This is a genomic window from Cellulomonas sp. NPDC057328 (assembly GCF_042667215.1).
Classification (GTDB): Bacteria; Actinomycetota; Actinomycetes; order Actinomycetales; family Cellulomonadaceae; genus Cellulomonas.
On the sequence record NZ_JBHUZW010000005.1, the window covers coordinates 53,669 to 71,251 of the forward strand.

General features: G+C 75.8%; 16 protein-coding genes. 15 read left to right on the plus strand and 1 reads right to left on the minus strand.

Features of this window, described 5'->3' with window-relative positions; translation table 11 throughout:
- Positions 1-198 precede the first annotated feature (198 nt).
- The 13 genes from ACFUMH_RS02120 to ACFUMH_RS02180 all read left to right on the plus strand — a co-directional run bounded on the left by ACFUMH_RS02120 (position 199) and on the right by ACFUMH_RS02180 (position 14,956).
- Positions 199-780: a hypothetical protein gene (locus tag ACFUMH_RS02120; RefSeq protein WP_378199646.1), complete on the plus strand. Its 582-nt coding sequence runs from the start codon at positions 199-201 to the stop codon at positions 778-780.
- Between the two features lie 58 nt (positions 781-838).
- A complete protein-coding gene (locus ACFUMH_RS02125; RefSeq protein WP_378199649.1) occupies positions 839-1,393 on the plus strand; it encodes a signal peptidase I in 555 nt (184 codons plus the stop codon).
- Positions 1,390-2,076: a hypothetical protein gene (locus ACFUMH_RS02130; protein WP_378199652.1), complete on the plus strand. Its 687-nt coding sequence runs from the start codon at positions 1,390-1,392 to the stop codon at positions 2,074-2,076. The genes ACFUMH_RS02125 and ACFUMH_RS02130 overlap by 4 nt, the downstream gene beginning before the upstream one ends.
- Entirely contained in the window at positions 2,073-2,723 is a 651-nt protein-coding gene (locus ACFUMH_RS02135) for a hypothetical protein (protein ID WP_378199655.1), read from the plus strand. Before ACFUMH_RS02130 ends, ACFUMH_RS02135 begins: the two co-directional genes overlap by 4 nt.
- 33 nt (positions 2,724-2,756) lie before the next feature.
- Entirely contained in the window at positions 2,757-3,191 is a 435-nt protein-coding gene (ndk, locus tag ACFUMH_RS02140) for a nucleoside-diphosphate kinase (protein ID WP_378199658.1), read from the plus strand.
- A gap of 91 nt (positions 3,192-3,282) precedes the next feature.
- Positions 3,283-6,843 carry a chromosome segregation protein SMC gene (smc, locus tag ACFUMH_RS02145; protein ID WP_378199661.1) on the plus strand — a complete coding sequence of 1,187 codons (3,561 nt, stop codon included), beginning with the start codon at positions 3,283-3,285 and terminating at the stop codon, positions 6,841-6,843.
- 119 nt (positions 6,844-6,962) lie between these two features.
- Positions 6,963-7,283, plus strand: coding sequence for a hypothetical protein (locus tag ACFUMH_RS02150; protein ID WP_378199664.1), 321 nt, complete (start codon positions 6,963-6,965; stop codon positions 7,281-7,283).
- A gap of 18 nt (positions 7,284-7,301) precedes the next feature.
- On the plus strand, positions 7,302-8,522 hold the full coding sequence (gene ftsY, locus ACFUMH_RS02155) for a signal recognition particle-docking protein FtsY (RefSeq protein WP_378199667.1): 1,221 nt from the start codon (positions 7,302-7,304) through the stop codon (positions 8,520-8,522).
- Between the two features lie 241 nt (positions 8,523-8,763).
- Complete coding sequence (locus tag ACFUMH_RS02160; protein ID WP_378199670.1) at positions 8,764-10,071, plus strand: ammonium transporter; 1,308 nt, start codon at positions 8,764-8,766, stop codon at positions 10,069-10,071.
- Positions 10,071-10,412, plus strand: a complete 342-nt coding sequence (locus tag ACFUMH_RS02165; protein ID WP_378199673.1) for a P-II family nitrogen regulator — start codon at positions 10,071-10,073, stop codon at positions 10,410-10,412. Before ACFUMH_RS02160 ends, ACFUMH_RS02165 begins: the two co-directional genes overlap by 1 nt.
- Positions 10,413-10,434: 22 nt before the next feature.
- A complete protein-coding gene (locus ACFUMH_RS02170; protein ID WP_378199676.1) occupies positions 10,435-12,222 on the plus strand; it encodes a [protein-PII] uridylyltransferase in 1,788 nt (595 codons plus the stop codon).
- 27 nt (positions 12,223-12,249) lie between these two features.
- The gene (gene ffh / locus ACFUMH_RS02175; RefSeq protein WP_378199679.1) at positions 12,250-13,857 is read left to right on the plus strand and encodes a signal recognition particle protein; all 1,608 of its coding nucleotides are present in this window, start codon (positions 12,250-12,252) and stop codon (positions 13,855-13,857) included.
- A gap of 7 nt (positions 13,858-13,864) precedes the next feature.
- Positions 13,865-14,956, plus strand: a complete 1,092-nt coding sequence (locus tag ACFUMH_RS02180; RefSeq protein ID WP_378199682.1) for an amidohydrolase family protein — start codon at positions 13,865-13,867, stop codon at positions 14,954-14,956.
- On the opposite strand, the gene ACFUMH_RS02185 is transcribed toward ACFUMH_RS02180, so the two are convergent.
- Entirely contained in the window at positions 14,947-16,569 is a 1,623-nt protein-coding gene (locus ACFUMH_RS02185) for a hypothetical protein (RefSeq protein WP_378199685.1), read from the minus strand. The genes ACFUMH_RS02180 and ACFUMH_RS02185 overlap by 10 nt on opposite strands.
- 316 nt (positions 16,570-16,885) lie before the next feature.
- Here ACFUMH_RS02185 and rpsP point away from each other — a divergent pair, with 316 nt between their 5' ends.
- On the plus strand, positions 16,886-17,311 hold the full coding sequence (gene rpsP, locus ACFUMH_RS02190; protein WP_378199688.1) for a 30S ribosomal protein S16: 426 nt from the start codon (positions 16,886-16,888) through the stop codon (positions 17,309-17,311).
- Positions 17,311-17,550 (plus strand): RNA-binding protein, encoded by a 240-nt coding sequence (locus ACFUMH_RS02195; protein WP_378199691.1) that lies wholly within the window; start codon positions 17,311-17,313, stop codon positions 17,548-17,550. The genes rpsP and ACFUMH_RS02195 overlap by 1 nt, the downstream gene beginning before the upstream one ends.
- The last annotated feature ends 33 nt before the right edge of the window (positions 17,551-17,583 follow it).

Below are 17,583 nucleotides of genomic sequence, written 5' to 3' on the forward strand. Positions count from 1 at the left end.
CCTCGGGTGAAAACGCGGCGGGTGCGCGGCCCGGCCCGCCGCCGTTCGCGCAGGTCATCTGGACGGGTGTCCTGGACGCAGGTCCAAAGTCCTCTCCCGGACCGTTGCGCGCGTCGCATGCTGGTTCAGCAATCGCACAGCACATCTCGAACGGACGGCACAAGGCCCCGGAAAAGTGATCCCGCGAGGAGTTGAACCATGACCACCCACCCGACCCCCGACATCACCGCGGACCGCGACGAGCGCTCGCGCAAGAAGGCGGCCGTCGTCCGCTACTCCCTGGCCGGCGTCGCCCTGCTGGGCGTCGGTGCGGCCCTGACCTCCGCCGCCTGGACCGACGACGCCTGGTTCCAGGGCGAGGCGAGCGCCGTGGCGCAGGACGACATCGAGCTGCAGGGCGGGCTCAGCGAGGCCGCGCTCGTCGACGCGGACGACCTGTCGAACGCGGTCGACATCTCGGTCGACCCGAACCAGCTCGCGAACTTCGTGCCGGGCGAGACGCGCGTCGTGACGCTGTACCTCAAGAACGACGGGGTCGTCCCGCTCGACGTGACCGGTGCGCCGGTCCTGGAGGGCGCGCTCTTCGAGGGCGCCGAGCCCGTCGACGTGTCGCTGGCGGCCGACGGTGTCGTGGGTGTGCTCGACCCCGCCGAGGTCACCACGGTCGACCTCACGCTCGCCGCGCCCGCGTGGGACGACGAGGACGTCGCGTACAAGGGCGCGACCGGCGCCCTGACCGTGACCTTCACCGGCGCGACCACCACCGCGGCGGCCAACTGAGGCATCGACGGTGGGAGCCGGCGGCGCCGGCTCCCACCGCTCGGGGGGAGCAGAGCACATGCGCACTCTCAAGACCGTGGGCGACGCGGTCGTCTGGCTCGTCGCCGCTCTCGGTGTCGTGTCGGTCCTCGCCTGGGGCGCCTCCGCGCTGGGCTGGATGAAGCCGCTCGTGGTCGTCTCGGGCTCGATGGAGCCCGCGATCATGACGGGCGACCTCCTCGTCGCGGTGCCGCACCCGACCGCCGAGCTGCAGGTCGGCGACGTGGCCACCCTCCCGGACGAGCGCGCGGACCGGCTGGTCACGCACCGTGTCGTATCGGTCGAGCACGTCGGCGGCGGCCGGTGGGAGGTCCGGATGAAGGGCGACGCCAACGTGTCGGCGGACGGCGGTGCGTACGTCGTCGGCGACACGGTGTGGCAGCCCGCCGCCCGGATCGGCGGCGGCGGGTACGTCCTGACCGCCCTGACCCGTCCGCAGGTCGCCGTCCCGGTCGGCGTGGCGTTCGCCGCGCTCCTCGGGCTCAGCCTGCTGCCGGCGCGGCCTGAGCGCCGGCGTGCCGCGGACGAGACCGGCGTTCCGGCCCCGTCCACCCCCGCGGGGGTGACCCCGTGAGCCGGCGTCGTCGGCGCGGCGCCGCGGCGAGCCTCGTGCTCGCCGTCCTGCTGGCCCTCGCGTCGGTCCTCGTCGCCGCGGGGAGCGCGACGGCCTCGTCGCGCACCGAGCCGCTCACGGCGACGTTCACGGGCCTCGTGCCGGGTGCCGCCCGCTCCACCTCGTGGGTGCTGGACGTGGCACGGGACGCGGTGGTCACCGAGGTCGAGACGACCGAGCTCGCCACCGGTGGGGTGCGCTGGGACGTGGCGCTGTGCGCACCGGCCGGCGACGCGTGCCTGCCGGTGACCCGCGACGCCGTGGGCGTCCGCCTGCCGGCCGGGTCGTACCGCCTCACGGTGCGCGTGCAGGCCACCGACGCCCTCGAGCCCGGCGAGACCCGGACGCTCGACGGCCACGTCGTGCTCAGCGACGCCGGTGGCGCGGACGGCGACGCGGCGGCCGTGTGGCCGGGCGGCGGGACCGGGGCGACGGGGCGCTCCGCCGCGTCGGGCCCGTTGGCGCTGACGGGCGCCTCCGCGCTGCCCCTCCTGCTCGTCGCCGTGGCGAGCGGCGTCGTCGGGCTCGTCGCGCTGCTCGCTGCGCGCCGCGGCCGCGACGACGAGGAGCCCGTGCCCGTCGGCGCCGCCCCGCCCGTCCGACCCACCCCGACGACCCACCGCGACCCGAGGAGAGCACCGTGATCACCCCGCAGCACACCGACCGCGCACGTGCCCGTCGTCGCGGTGCGCGCGTCCTCGCCGCACTGCTCGGCCTGGCCCTGCTGCTCCCCGTGGGGGTCGCGGCCACGACCGCGGCGTGGCACGACTCTGCCGCGTTCGCGGGGACGGCGTCGGCCGCGGGCACGTGGCCGACGCCCGTCCCGCCCCCCGTGGTCGCGTGCGAGATGTTCCAGTACGACGAGGCCGCGCCGTACCGGGTCGACCTCAACACGTCGCTGGGCCCGTGCGAGGCCACCGGCTCGGTCATCCAGAGCTGGTGGACCGGCGAGAGCGGCAACTCGCCGCGCGCCGTCCGGCTGGGATTCGGCGTCGAGCACGAGCTCATCTCGTCGGACGAAACGTACGCGCACCTGACGTTCGACCTGCAGCGCGCGCTCGCCACCGTGGCGCCGGACGCCCAGCTCGCGGCGCCGCTGGACGGCTGGAGGTGGTCGACGACCGGCTTCACGGGCCACTACCCGCTCAACGCGGAGTCGGTCATCGGGTGCGACATGCCCTACACGGTCGAGGCGGTCACGCCGCGCAACTACCACGGCACCGCGCAGTCCGGCCTCGGCACGGCGCAGCTGGACGAGCAGCGGACGAACTGGGGGCAGTACCAGTGCTGAGCCGACGCGCCGTCCCCCGCTAGGGTTACGGCCATGTCTGACGCACCCCTCCCGCAGCGCACGCTCGTCCTCGTCAAGCCGGACGGCGTCCGGCGCGGGCACGTCGGCGAGGTCCTGCGCCGCATCGAGGCGAAGGGCTACACGCTCGTCGCCGTCGAGCTCCGCCAGGCCGACGAGGCGCTGCTCGCCGAGCACTACGCCGAGCACGCGGGCAAGCCGTTCGTGCAGGCGCTCATCGACTTCATGCGCTCGGGCCCCGTGCTCGCCGCGGTCGTCGAGGGTCACCGCGTGATCGAGGGCTTCCGCTCGCTGGCCGGCGCGACCGACCCGACGGTCGCCGCCCCGGGCACGATCCGCGGCGACCTGGCCCGCGACTGGGGCACCAAGCTGATCGAGAACATCGTGCACGGCTCGGACGGCGAGGAGTCGGCCGCCCGCGAGATCGGGCTCTGGTTCCCGCACCTCTGACGCACCGCACGCCGACGCCCCGTCCCAGCGCCGTACGGCCGCTCGGGCGGGGCGTCGCCGTGCGCGCCGCCGCGTTGCCTAGGCTCAGCCCGTGCACCTCAAGACCCTGACCCTGCGCGGGTTCAAGTCGTTCGCGTCCGCGACGACGCTGAGCTTCGAGCCGGGCATCACGTGCGTGGTCGGGCCCAACGGCTCCGGCAAGTCGAACGTGGTCGACGCGCTGGCGTGGGTCATGGGGGAGCAGGGCGCCAAGTCGCTGCGCGGCGGGAAGATGGAGGACGTCATCTTCGCCGGCACGTCCGGCCGCCCGCCGCTGGGGCGCGCCGAGGTGTCGCTGACCATCGACAACGCCGACGGCGCGCTGCCCATCGAGTACTCCGAGGTCACGATCTCGCGGACGCTGTTCCGTAACGGCGGCTCCGAGTACGCCATCAACGGGCGCGCGTGCCGCCTGCTGGACATCCAGGACCTGCTGTCCGACTCCGGCCTCGGTCGCGAGATGCACGTCATCGTCGGGCAGGGGCAGCTCGACGCGGTGCTGCGGGCGACGCCGGAGGAGCGGCGCGGCTTCATCGAGGAGGCGGCGGGCGTCCTCAAGCACCGCAAGCGCAAGGAGAAGGCCCTGCGCAAGCTCGACGCGATGCAGGGCAACCTCACGCGCCTGGGCGACCTCACGACGGAGATCCGCCGCCAGCTCGGGCCGCTGGGGCGGCAGGCCGAGGTCGCGCGCAAGGCCGCCGTCGTGCAGGCCGACCTGCGGGACGCCCGCGCCCGGCTGCTCGCCGACGACCTCGCCCAGCTCACGGCGCAGCTCGAGCAGGAGATCGCCGACGAGTCGGCGCTGCGCGCCCGGCGGGAGGACGTGGAGGGGCGCCTCGCCGCGGCGCGCGAGCGCCTCGCGGCCCTCGAGCGCGAGGCCGCCCTCGCCGCGCCCGCCGTGAGCGAGGCGAGCGAGGTCTGGTACCGGCTGTCGTCGCTGCGCGAGCGCCTGCGCGGCACTGCGTCGCTCGCCGCCGACCGTGCCCGCCTGCTGGGCGCGCCGACGCAGGAGCGCGCACCCGGGCAGGACCCCGACGACCTCGAGCGGCAGGCGCAGCGCGTGCGCACCGCGGAGCAGGAGCTCGCGGCGGAGGTGGAGCTGGCGCGCGCCGCCGTCACGGGGGCGGGCACCGCGCGGCAGGAGGCGGAGGCGGCGGCGACCGCGGCCGAGCGGGCGCTCGCCGACCTGCAGCGCGGCGCCGCTGACCGGCGCGAGGGCGTCGCGCGGCTCGCGGGGCAGGTCGCGGCGCGGCGCAGCCGGGTGGAGGCGACGGAGGCGGAGATCGGCCGCCTGCGCGCCGCCGTGGCCGCCGCGGAGGAGCGCGCGCAGGACGCCACGACGCGGTTCGCAGCGCTGGAGACGCAGGTCGCGGGCGTCGAGGAGGGCGAGGAGGGCCTCGACGCCGAGCACGAGGCCGCGACCGAGGCGCTCGACGCCGCCGTCGCCCGCGTCGCCGCGCTCGAGGACGCGTTGCGCGAGGCCGAGCGCGAGCGCGACCAGCAGGCGTCCCGGGCCGAGACGCTCGAGATGTCGCTGTCCCGCAAGGACGGCGCCGGGGCGCTCCTGGCGTCCGACGGCCTGCCGGGCGTGCTGGGGTCGGTCGCGGCGCTGCTCCAGGTCGACGCGCGGGACGAGGAGGCGGTCGTGGCGGCCCTCGGCGCGGTCGCCGACGCGGTCGCCGTCGACTCGGTCGAGGCGGCGGTCGACGCGATCCGGCACCTGCGCACCGAGGACGCCGGCCGCGCGGCCCTGCTGGTCGCCGGCACGGGAGAGCGGCGCGCGGCCGACCTCCCGCCGGGCGTGGACCGCGCCGTCGACCTCGTGCAGGCGCCCCCGGCGGTGCGGGACGCGGTGCACGCGCTGCTCGCCGACGTCGTCGTCGTGGACGACCTCGCGGCCGCGCGTCCGCTCGTCGCCGCGCACCCCGACGTCGTGGTCGCGACGCGCACGGGCGACGTGCTGTCGCGCTTCCGCGCCTCCGGCGGGTCGGCGTCCGCGCCGTCGGCGCTGCACCTGCAGGCCGCGCTCGAGACCGCCCGCGAGACGGGCGCGCGGGCGACCGCGACGGCCGAGCGCGTGCGGTTCGAGCTCGCCGCCGCGCGCGAGGCCCGCACCGCCGCCCAGACGGCGGTCGACGCGACGCTCGAGCGGCTCAACGAGTCCGACGCGGCGCTCGCCGCGGTCGCGGAGCAGCTCGGGCACCTGGGGTCCGCGGCCCGCGCCGCGCGCGCCGAGGCCGAGCGCGCGCAGCGGTCGCTCGAGGCGGCGGGGGCCACCCTCGCCGAGGACCACGCCACGCTCGCCGAGCTGACGCAGCGCCTCGCCGCGGCCGAGGAGCAGCCGGAGGACTCCGAGGCCGCGATCGCGGAGGCGACCGCGCGCCGCGACGCGACGGCCGCGGAGGCGACGGCGGCACGCGCACGCGAGACCGAGGCGCGCCTGACGCTGCGCACGGGCGAGGAGCGCGCGCGGGCGATGTCCGGCCGCGCCGAGGGGCTGGAGCGTGCCGCCGCGTCCGAGCGGGCGGCGCGCGAGCGGGCGGCCGCGCGGGAGCGCGAGCGCCGCCGGCAGGCCGCGGTCGCCTCGGCGGTGCACGAGGGTGCGGTGCGGGCCACCGGGCTGCTCGAGCGCGCGCTGCGGCGGGCGTCCGACGAGCGCGACGCCGCCGAGGCCGCGCGCGCGGAGCGCGACCGCGAGCTCGCCACCGTCCGGGGCCAGGTGGACGCCCTGGCGCGCGACCTCGCCGAGCTCACCGACGTCGCGCACAAGGACGAGGTCGCGCGCACGCAGCAACGGCTGCGCATCGAGCAGCTGGAGACCCGCTCGGTCGAGGACCTGGGCCTCGACCCCGCGGTGCTGCTCGAGGAGTTCGGGCCGCACCGGGACGTGCCGGTGGTGCTGCCGCCGGGGGCGGAGCCGGACCCCGCGGCGCCGACGGCGGTGCCGTACGTGCGCGCGGAGCAGGAGAAGCGCCTGCGCGCGGCCGAGCGCGGCCTGGCGCTGCTGGGACGGGTCAACCCGCTGGCGCTCGAGGAGTTCGCCGCGCTCGAGGAGCGCCACCGGTTCCTCACGGAGCAGCTCGCCGACCTGAAGAAGTCGCGCGCCGACCTGCTGGAGATCGTCAAGGAGATCGACGAGCGCGTCGAGCAGGTGTTCACCGAGGCGTACCGCGACACGGCGGCGGCGTTCGACGACGTCTTCCCGCGGCTGTTCCCCGGCGGCGAGGGGCGGCTGGTGCTCACCGACCCCGACGACATGCTGACGACCGGCATCGAGGTCGAGGCCCGGCCCGCCGGCAAGAAGGTCAAGCGGCTGTCGCTGCTCTCGGGCGGTGAGCGGTCGCTCACCGCCGTGGCGCTGCTCGTGGCGATCTTCAAGGCCCGGCCGAGCCCGTTCTACGTCATGGACGAGGTCGAGGCGGCGCTCGACGACGCGAACCTCGGCCGCCTGCTCGAGATCTTCCGCGAGCTGCAGGACGACTCCCAGCTCATCGTCGTGACGCACCAGAAGCGCACGATGGAGATCGCGGACGCCCTGTACGGCGTGACCATGCGCGGCGACGGCGTGACGACCGTCATCAGCCAGCGCATGCGCGAGGACCAGCCCGCCTGACCCCATGGCAGGGGGCCGACGCGGCCGCCCGGGTGACGTGCTGTGAAGGTCGTGTGAGAGGTCCCGACGGGGGTCGCGGCGCGGCGTGCGGGCCCGCGCCGGGAGCGGAGAATGGTCCCATGACTCTCGTGCCCGTGGTCCTCCTGGCCCTCCTCGCCGCCGCCGCCGTGCTGCTGCTCGCGCGCGTGGGCAGCGAGGACGCGCCGGCCGGCGAGGAGTCGCTCTGGGACGCCTTCCGGCGGGGGTGGCGCGCCCGCCGCGAGCCCGACCCCGAGCAGGCCGAGGCCGCCGCCGCGGCGGCCGTCGAGCCGCAGGACGTGTCCCTCGCCGACTTCCTGCGCGCGAACGCGCGCGAGGGCGACGGGTACCTCCACGTCGAGGAGCTGACCGAGGACCTTCAGCGCGCCGCGCACACGCTGCGCGTGCGCCGCGGCGCCTGACGCCGACAGACTGTCGCCGTGGACCTCAACGACCTCCTGCCCTACCTCGTCGGCGCGCCCGTGCTCGCGGCCGGCGCGGCCGCGGCGCTGCTCGTGCGCCGCCGGCGCACGCCCGACCGCCGACCGGACGCCCGGCCCGGCACGCGGACCGCGACGGACGTCGTCGACCGTCCGGTCGTGCCGACGCCCGTCGTGCCGCCCGACGTCGCGGTCGACGGCACGAGCGGCGCGGTCGAGGGGGCGGTCGTCGACGACCTGTCGGTCGAGGACCTCGTCGCCCCGCCGGTCGAGACGCCGGAGCCCACCGCGGGCCGGCTGCGCCGCCTGCGCGAGCGCCTCGCCCGCAACGGCTCCCCGCTGGGCGCGCGCCTCCTGCAGGTGCTCTCCCGCGACACGCTCACCGAGGACGACTGGGACGAGCTCGAGGAGACGCTCCTGCTCGCGGACGTCGGCGCGGGGCCGACGGACGAGATCATCCAGGCGCTGCGCACGCGCGTGCGCGTCGAGGGCGTGTCCGAGCCCGGCCGGGCGCGCGAGGTGCTGCGCGAGCAGCTGCTGGCGCTCGTCGACCCGAGCCTGGACCGCGCGCTGCGCACGGCGCCGGTCACCGCCGCCGACGGCACCCCGGCGCCCGCCGTCGTCCTCGTGGTCGGCGTCAACGGCACGGGCAAGACGACGACGGTCGGCAAGCTGGCGCGCGTCCTCGTCGCCGACGGGCGCTCGGTCGTGCTCGGCGCGGCCGACACCTTCCGCGCCGCGGCGGCCGACCAGCTCGAGACGTGGGGCTCGCGCGTCGGCGTGCCCACGGTCCGCTCCGACCGCGACGGCGCCGACCCGGCGTCGGTGGCGTTCGACGCCCTGCGCACGGGTCGTGCCGACGGCGCCGACGTCGTGCTCGTCGACACGGCCGGCCGTCTGCAGAACAAGGCCGGGCTGATGGACGAGCTGGGCAAGATCACGCGCGTGCTGAGCCGCGACGTGCCGCTGTCCGAGGTGCTGCTCGTGCTCGACGCCACCACCGGCCAGAACGGCATGCAGCAGGCCCGCGTCTTCGGCGAGGTCGCCGGCGTGACCGGCATCGTCCTCACCAAGCTCGACGGCACGGCCAAGGGCGGCATCGTCGTCGCGGTGCAGCGCGAGCTCGGCGTGCCGGTCAAGCTCGTCGGCCTGGGGGAGGGCCCGGACGACCTCGCGCCGTTCGACCCGGAGGCGTTCGTCGACGGCCTGCTCGGGCAGTGAGCCGCCCGACGACCTGAGCCGCGCGCACGGCGCGGGTGCCCGCCGGCACCCGCGCCGTGCGTCGTCGTGGGGCGCCCGCCGTCCCGAGTGCTGGACGATCGCCCGGGTCGAAACACGATGTTCACACCGCGACGGTGGTTGTCACGTCGCGGTAACGCGCCGCGTCCGCCGGTGAAACGCCGCTCCGCGACGGTTGTCGCCGACCAGCCACGCACGGTGGCGAGGGGAGAGGCGACCTCCAATGGAATTCGAGCTCGACAGCGGCAACACGGCGTTCATCATCTTCGCCGCATCACTGGTGTTCCTGATGACGCCCGCACTGGCGTTCTTCTACGGCGGCATGGTGCGCGGCAAGAGCGTGCTCAACATGATGATGATGAGCTTCGGGGCCCTCGGCCTCGTCTCGCTCATCTGGGTCCTGTACGGGTACTCGGTGGCCTTCGGCTCCGACCTCGGCGGCTTCATCGGCAACCCCACCGACTTCCTCGGCCTGCAGGGCGCGACGGACGACCAGAGCCTCATGGCGGGGACCGGCGTGCCGTTCCTCGTCGCCGCGGGCTTCCAGCTGACCTTCGCGGTCATCACGGCGGCGCTGATCTCCGGCGCGGTCGCGGACCGCATGAAGTTCGGCTCCTGGCTGGTGTTCGCGGGCCTGTGGGTCACGTTCGCCTACCTGCCCCTCGCGCACATGGTGTGGGGCGGCGGCCTCCTCGGCGGCGGCTGGTTCCTCGTCGACGCGCTGCCGATCCCGATCGACTTCGCCGGCGGCACGGTCGTGCACATCAACGCCGGTGTCGCGGGCCTCGTCCTCGCGATCGTGCTCGGCAAGCGCAAGGGCTTCGGCCGCGAGCCGATGCGCCCGCACAACCTGCCCTTCGTGATGCTCGGCGCCGCCCTGCTGTGGTTCGGCTGGTTCGGCTTCAACGCGGGCTCCGAGTTCGCCGCGGACGGCACGGCCGGGCGCGCCTGGGTCAACACGACGGTCGCCACCGCGGTCGCGCTGCTCGCCTGGATCGGCACGGAGAAGGTCCGTGACGGCCACGCCACGTCGCTCGGTGCCGCGTCGGGCGTCGTCGCCGGCCTGGTCGCGATCACCCCGGCCGCCGCGGCGGTCGACACGTGGGGCGCCATCGCCATCGGCCTCGTCGCGGGCATCCTCTGCGCGCTGGCGGTGGGCCTGAAGTACAAGTTCGGCTACGACGACTCGCTCGACGTCGTCGGCGTCCACCTGGTCGGCGGCCTCGTCGGCACCGTGCTCATCGGCTTCTTCGCGACGGACACCGACGCGACGTGGTACCCCGACGGTGCGTCGAACGGCCTCCTCTACGGTGGCGGTGCCGGCCAGCTGGCGACGCAGGTGATCGTCGCCCTCCTGGCCATGGTGTTCTCCGGTCTCGTCACGCTGGTCATCGCGCTGGTCCTCAAGGCGACGATCGGCCTGCGGGCGACCGAGGAGCAGGAGGTGTCCGGTCTCGACCTGACGGTCCACGGCGAGACGGCGTACGAGTCGCTGGGCGCGGGTGCCCGCGTCGTGACGGAGGTGAAGTGATGACGAAGCTCGTGACGGCGGTCATCCAGCCGCACCGGCTGGACGACGTCAAGTCGGCCCTGGAGGCGGCGGGCGTCCGCGGCCTGACGGTGAGCGAGGCGAGCGGCTACGGCCGTCAGCGCGGCCACACCGAGGTGTACCGGGGTGCCGAGTACACGGTCGACCTGGTGCCGAAGGTGAAGATCGACGTCCTCGTGGCGGACGGCGACGCGGGGGCGGTCACCGAGGTGATCGTCCGGGCGGCGCAGACCGGCAAGATCGGCGACGGCAAGGTCTGGGTCGTGCCGGTCGAGGACGTGGCTCGCGTCCGCACCGGCGAGCACGGCGACGACGCCCTCTGAGCAGGACGGTCGCGCACAGCACATGACGACACGACGGCCGCCCGCCGCGGGCGCCGCCGGGTCGCCGCAGGTCCCGCAGCCCATCGGGGTGCGGGACCTGCGTGCCGCCCGGCTCGAGCTCGCCGCGCGCTCCCCGGGCCCGGGCGCGGACGGCCTCGCACGGCGTCGCGCGGTGGCGGACCTCGTGGTGGGCGCGCTCGCGCGGCTCTGGGACGAGGTCACGCAGGGCCGCGACGTCGCCGGCATCGCGCTGGGCGTCGTCGGCAGCGTCGGCCGCGGCGACGCGAGCCCGGTCTCGGACCTCGACCTGCTGCTCGTGCACGAGGGCCGCGGGCACGGCGCGGAGGAGCTCGCCGACCTCGCGCAGCGCCTCTGGTACCCCATCTGGGACGCGAACCTCGACCTGGACCACGCGGTGCGCTCGCTCGCGCAGTGCCGCCAGGTCGCGTCGAAGGACCTGCCGGCGGCCGTGGGGCTGCTCGAGCTGCAGCCGGTGGCGGGGGACGGGCTCGTCGTGGCGCGCGCCCGCTCGGCGCTGCTCGCGGACTGGCGGTCCGCGGCACGCCGCCGCCTGCCGGAGCTGCTGGCGTCGACGCGGCAGCGGGCCGAGCGCCACGGCGAGCTGGCCTACCTCATCGAGCCGGACCTCAAGGAGGCCCGCGGCGGCATCCGGGACGCCGTCGTGCTCTCCGCGCTCGCCGCGACGTGGCTGACGGACCGGCCGCACGGCGCGGTCGACCACGCGTACGCGCACCTGCTGGACGTGCGCGACGCCGTGCAGGTCGTCACGCGCCGGCACACGAACCGCCTGCTGCTCGCCGACCAGGACGAGGTCGCGGCGCTCGTCGGCTTCGACGACCGCGACGACCTGCTCGCGTCGGTCGCGGAGGCGGGCCGCGTCATCTCGTACGCCCTCGACTCGACGGCCCGCAACGCGCGCCAGGCCCTGCAGCGCCCCGCGCGCCGGCCGGTGCTCGTGCGCGGACGGCGGACCCCGCCGCGGCTGCGCCAGATCGCCGAGGGCCTCGTCGAGCACGACGGCGAGCTCGTCCTGTCCGTCGACGCACGCCCCGCCGACGATCCCGTCCTGTCGCTGCGGGCCGCCGCGACGGCCGCCCGCACCGGCCTCGTGCTGTCGCCCGTGACGGTCGCCAGCCTCGAGGCGACACCGCCGCTGCCGACGCCCTGGCCCCGGGCCGCGCGCCAGCAGCTGCTGCACCTGCTCGGGTCCGGGCCGGCGCAGGTGCCGGTCTGGGAGGCGCTGGACCTCGCGGGCGTCGTGACGACCTGGGTGCCCGAGTGGGCCGGCGTGCGCAACCGCCCGCAACGCTCGCCCGTGCACCGGCACACGGTGGACCGGCACCTCGTGGAGACCGTCGCGCGCGCGGGTCGCGACCGCCGGTCCGTCGACGCCCCCGACACGCTGCTGCTCGCCGCGCTGCTGCACGACATCGGCAAGCGGCCCGGTGCCGGCGACCACTCGGTCGAGGGTGCGCGGCTGGCCGGCCCCGTCGTCACGCGCATGGGCTTCGCGCCGGAGGTGGCCGCGGACGTCACGCGGCTCGTGCGCGAGCACCTGACCCTCTCGGAGCTCGCCACGGGCGCCGACCACGACGACCCGGCGACCCTCGACCGTCTGCTCGACGCGGTCGACCACCGTGCCGACCTGCTCGCGCTGCTGCGCGCGCTCACGGAGGCCGACGCGTCGGCGGCCGGGCCCACCGCGTGGACGACGTGGCGGGCGACGCTCGTCGACGACCTCACCGCCCGGGGGGCCCGCGCACTGGCAGGTACCCTGGACCGTCCGTAGCCCGTCCGCGTCCCGCAGCGAGGTCCGGTGTTCGCCACCCTCTCCGACCGACTCACGTCGACCTTCAAGAACCTGCGCTCCAAGGGCAGGCTCTCCGAGGCCGACATCGACGCGACCGTGCGCGAGATCCGCCGCGCGCTGCTCGACGCCGACGTGGCCGTCCCGGTCGTCCGTCAGTTCACCGGCGCCGTGCGCGAGCGCGCACTCTCCGCCGAGGTCTCGCGCGCGCTGAACCCGGCGCAGCAGGTCGTCAAGATCGTCAACGACGAGCTCGTCGCGATCCTCGGCGGGCAGACGCGGACCGTCGCGTTCGCGAAGCAGCCGCCCACGGTCATCCTGCTCGCCGGCCTCCAGGGCGCGGGCAAGACGACGCTGGCGGGCAAGCTCGCGCAGTGGCTCAAGGGCTCCGGCCACACCCCGCTGCTCGTCGCCGCGGACCTGCAGCGCCCCAACGCCGTCACGCAGCTCCAGGTCGTGGGGCAGCGTGCGGGCGTGCCCGTGCACGCGCCGCACCCCGGCAACCAGGGCGCGGACGACGTGCTGCCCGCCGGCGCCGACCCGGTCTCCGTCGCCCGCTCGGGGCTCGAGGAGGCGCGCCGCCGCCAGCACGACGTGCTCATCGTCGACACCGCCGGCCGCCTCGGCGTCGACGCCGAGCTCATGCGGCAGGCCGCGGACATCCGCGACGCCGTGCAGCCCGACGAGGTCCTGTTCGTCGTCGACGCGATGATCGGCCAGGACGCCGTCACGACGGCGCAGGCCTTCCAGGACGGCGTCGGCTTCACCGGCGTCGTGCTGTCGAAGCTCGACGGCGACGCGCGCGGTGGTGCCGCGCTGTCGATCGCGAGCGTCACCGGCCGGCCGATCATGTTCGCGTCCACGGGCGAGAAGCTCACGGACTTCGAGGTGTTCCACCCCGACCGCATGGCGTCGCGCATCCTCGACATGGGTGACGTGCTCACCCTCATCGAGCAGGCCGAGAAGGCGTTCGACGCCGAGCAGGCCGAGAAGATGGCCGGCAAGCTCGTCGGCGGCGAGGACTTCACGCTCGAGGACTTCCTCGTGCAGATGCAGCAGCTGCGCAACATGGGCTCGATCAAGAAGATGTTCGGGATGCTCCCGGGCATGGGCCAGATGCGCGAGGCGCTGGAGAACTTCGACGAGCGCGAGGTCGACCGCATCGAGGCGATGATCCGCTCGATGACGCCCGGCGAGCGGCTGAACCCGAAGATCATCAACGGCTCGCGCCGCGCCCGCATCGCGCGCGGCTCGGGCACCACGCCGAGCGAGATCAACCAGCTGCTCGAGCGGTTCGAGGGCGCGAAGAAGATGATGCGCCAGATGGCCAAGGGCGGCGGCATGCCCGGCGGCATGCCGGGCATGGGCAACCTGCCGGGCATGGGCGGCAAGAAGTCCCGCGGCAAGCAGGCGCCCGCCAAGCGCGGCAAGGGCGCACGTTCCGGCAACCCCGCCAAGCGGGCCGAGCAGGAGCGGGCCGCCGCGGCCCGCGCCGCCGCGCAGCCGACCGGTCCCGCGGGCTCGGCCTTCGGCCTGGGCGGCGCGGCGCCGGCGGAGCCGGACCCGGCCGAGCTGCAGCTGCCCGCGGGCTTCGACAAGCTCTTCGGCGGCCGCTGAGCCGGCCATGACGGTCACGCACCTGCGGGGGACCGTCGTGCTCGGCGACGAGCACGAGGTGGGGGAGGCGTGGGTCGTCGGCGACCGGCTGACGCTCGAGCGTCCCGCGGGCGTGCCCGACACCGTGCTCGACGGGTGGGTGCTGCCCGGGCTCGTCGACGTGCACTGCCACGTCGGCCTCGCCGCGGACGGGCCCGTCGACGACGCGACGGCCGAGCGTCAGGCGCTCGCCGACCGTGACGCCGGGGTGCTGCTCATCCGCGACGCCGGGTCGCCCGCGGACACGGCGTGGGTGCACGCGCGCGACGACCTGCCACGGCTGCTGCGGGCGGGCCGTCACCTGGCGCGGCCGAAGCGGTACCTGCGGCGCTACGGGCGCGAGCTCGCGGACGTCGGGGAGCTGCCGGCCGCGGTGCGCGAGGAGGCGGCCCGCGGCGACGGCTGGGTCAAGCTCGTCGCCGACTGGATCGACCGGGACCTCGGCGCCGACGGCGACCTGCGCCCGCTGTGGCCGGACGCCGTGCTGGCGGACGCGGTCGCGGCGGCCCACGCCGCCGGCGCGCGCGTCACCGCGCACACCTTCGCCACGGAGTCCCTCGACGCGCTGCTCGACGCGGGCGTCGACTGCCTCGAGCACGCCACCGGCGCCACCCCCGAGCAGGTCGAGCGCATCGCGGCCGCGGGCGTGCCCGTGACGGCCACGCTCCTGCAGGTCGCGCAGTTCGAGGCGATCGCCGCGCAGGGCGAGGCGCGCTACCCCCGCTTCGCCGCGCGCATGCGTGCCATGCACGGACGTCGGCACGCGCACGTGCGCGACCTCCACGACGCCGGTGTGCGCGTGCTCGTCGGCACGGACGCGGGCGGCACGATCGGCCACGGGCGCATCGCCGACGAGGCCGCCGAGATGGCCGCCGCGGGCATCCCGGACCGCGACGTCGTGGCCGCCGCCAGCTGGCGCACGCGCGCCTGGCTGGGCGTGGACGGCATCGCCGAGGGCGCGAGCGCGGACGTCGTGGTCTACGACGCCGACCCGCGCACCGACGTGCGCGTGCTGGCGGAGCCCGCGGCGGTGGTGCTGCGCGGCGTGCGTCACCGCTGAACCGCGGACTCCTCCGGGACGGCGGCGCCGGCCGCGGCGAGGACGCGCGACAGACCGTGCTTGTGCCGGACGACGTGCGGCGGGAGCGCGGAGACGAACCGCTCCCACGAGCGGGTCGCCCGGCGGAAGTGCCGTGGGTTGAGGACGACCGACGCGCCCGTGCGCGTGACCAGCTCCACGTCGCCGTCGTCGTCCTCGCCCGCCAGGACGACGTCCTGCGCGAGGATCCGGATGCCCGCGTCGATCAGGACCAGCTGGCGCGGTCCGAGGGCGATCTCCCTGCCCCGCTGCGGTCCGAGGAACCGGCCCCGGTGCGTCGTCCCGGCGGACGACAGCAGCGCGCGCGGGAGCCCGGACCCGCCCTCGCCGCCGGTCGCGATGTCGATCATGATCTCGCGACGCTTGAGGCCCTCGTACGTCCGGAACCGGCGGTGCGGCTCCAGCCCGAGCTCCTGCTCGAGGCGTTCGCACGCGTCGGGGTCGTCGACGAGGTGGCTCGGGTAGGTGACGAGCAGGCTGGGCAGCATGCCCGCCACCGCGGCGCGGACGCCGTCCGCGTCGACCGCGGCCGTCGCGGCACTCCACGGTGCGGGCGCCGGCAGGCCACGGAGCTCGTCCTCGGCCGCCTGGACGAGCCACGTGCGACGTGCGTCGCTGAGCGCCCACCGCGATCGCAGCGCCGCCTGCGCGTGCGCCAGCACGTCGGCGTCGGGCCCCGCCTCGGCCAGCCCGCGCAGCGTCCGCACGGCCGCCGCCAGCACGTCGCGCGCTGCCGCGGGGGTCGCGGGGTCGGTGCTCACGACCCAGGCACTCGTCACGTCGTCGACCAGCCACGCGCTCACGTCGACCGAGTAGACCCGCCCGGTGCGCAGCCGCAGCTCGCGGAGCAGGCACTCCTGCACGACCTCGCCGGTCACCTGCCGCACGACGGGGTCCGCGCGCACGAGGAACGACAGCGAGAGCGCACCGTCGTCGCCGTACGCGATGCCGGGTGTCGGCATGTCGAGGGGCTCCGGGTGCGCTGCGCGCGGCGGCGCCTCGCCCACGGGCAGGGAGACGTCGAGCGCGGCCGCGGGCGGGCCGGTGAGCACGATCCGCGCGCACCCGGTGACGAACCACCGCGCCACGAACGCGCGGACCTCGGCCGCCGTGAGCGCCAGCAGGGCGGTGTGGTTCAGGTCGAGGAGGCCGAGGCCGGCCGCACCCCACCGCGACGCGAAGGGCCCGACGCCCGCGTACAGCGACTCGGGTCCCACCTCGGTCAGCACCGTCGCCCGCTCGACGGCGAGGTCCTCGTCGCGGACGTCGAGCAGCGACCGCGCGGCGGCGGCCACGCGGTGGAGGAAGTCCGCGACGTCGTCGGGGTCGCCGGACGCCCAGAAGATGAGCGAGTCGGGCGACGACTGGGCGTTGTGCTCGACCGTCACGCGCCCGACCCGCGCCATGACGAGGTGCTCGACGAGGTGGTGCAGACCGGCGGTCGTGGGGGAGAGGTCGCGGCCGCCGACGCCGACGACCAGCGCGCCGACGTGGTCGCCGGGGAGGTCCGCCCACAGCGTGGGGATGCCGCCGCAGGTGGTGCGCTCGACGAGGACGGGGTCGGTCGTGGTCACGGCGTGCTCCGGTGCGGGTCCTGGCGGCGGGCGCCGCGACGGCAGGACGCTAGCGGAGCGGTGGACGTGCACGGCTCCGGTCCGGCGCGGGCGGCGGGTGAAGTCGCGGTGGGCGCGGCGGGCGCACGTCCCGGCGCGAGGTCGGGCGGACGGCGTGCGCGCACCGGCCGCCGCGTCTGGCACAATGGTCGGCTGTACTCGGCGCGCACAGCCCCTCTACCTGTGCCCGCTGCGTCCTTGAGGCCGGACCGGCGCGCCCTCCCCACGGGCAGGCGCAGGTCAGGCCGCCTCAGCAGACATCAGGAGACACCACCTCGTGGCAACGAAGATCCGCCTCAAGCGCCTGGGCAAGATCCGTGCGCCGTACTACCGCGTCGTCGTCGCCGACTCGCGCACCAAGCGTGACGGCCGCGTGATCGAGGAGATCGGCAAGTACCACCCCACCGAGGAGCCGTCGCTCATCGACATCAGCTCCGAGCGTGCGCAGTACTGGCTCGGCGTCGGCGCGCAGCCGACCGAGCAGGTCCTCGCGCTGCTCAAGGTGACCGGCGACTGGCAGAAGTTCAAGGGCCTGCCCGGTGCCGAGGGCACGCTGCGGACGAAGGCGCCGAAGGCCGACGCCGCCGCCGCCGTCGAGGCCGCCGCGCTGGACGCCGAGAAGGTCAAGGCGTCCGCGTCGGAGAAGAAGGCCGCTGCCGCCGAGGCGCCGGCCGAGGCGCCCGCCGAGGACGAGCAGGCCTGATGCTCGCCGACGCGCTCGAGCACCTGGTGCGGGGCATCGTCGACCATCCGGACGACGTGCGCGTGCGCGCCTCGTCCCTGCGCCGCGGGGAGATGCTCGAGGTGCGCGTGCACCCCGAGGACCTCGGGCGCGTCATCGGCCGCGGCGGCCGCACGGCCCGTGCCCTGCGCACGGTCGTCGGCGCGCTGGCGACCGAGGGCCCGGTCCGCGTCGACGTGGTCGACGTCGACCGGCGCTGAGAACCATCCCGACGGCCCGGTCCCTCCTGCGAG

Bases quoted from the DNA above. Each gene is read 5' to 3' on its own strand.
- ACFUMH_RS02120 (WP_378199646.1), top strand. From the start codon at position 199: ATGACCACCCACCCGACCCCCGACATCACCGCGGACCGCGACGAGCGC.
- ACFUMH_RS02125 (WP_378199649.1), top strand. From the start codon at position 839: ATGCGCACTCTCAAGACCGTGGGCGACGCGGTCGTCTGGCTCGTCGCC.
- ndk (WP_378199658.1), top strand. From the start codon at position 2,757: ATGTCTGACGCACCCCTCCCGCAGCGCACGCTCGTCCTCGTCAAGCCG.
- ACFUMH_RS02150 (WP_378199664.1), top strand. From the start codon at position 6,963: ATGACTCTCGTGCCCGTGGTCCTCCTGGCCCTCCTCGCCGCCGCCGCC.
- ACFUMH_RS02160 (WP_378199670.1), top strand. From the start codon at position 8,764: ATGGAATTCGAGCTCGACAGCGGCAACACGGCGTTCATCATCTTCGCC.
- ACFUMH_RS02165 (WP_378199673.1), top strand. From the start codon at position 10,071: ATGACGAAGCTCGTGACGGCGGTCATCCAGCCGCACCGGCTGGACGAC.
- ACFUMH_RS02170 (WP_378199676.1), top strand. From the start codon at position 10,435: ATGACGACACGACGGCCGCCCGCCGCGGGCGCCGCCGGGTCGCCGCAG.
- ACFUMH_RS02180 (WP_378199682.1), top strand. From the start codon at position 13,865: ATGACGGTCACGCACCTGCGGGGGACCGTCGTGCTCGGCGACGAGCAC.
- ACFUMH_RS02195 (WP_378199691.1), top strand. From the start codon at position 17,311: ATGCTCGCCGACGCGCTCGAGCACCTGGTGCGGGGCATCGTCGACCAT.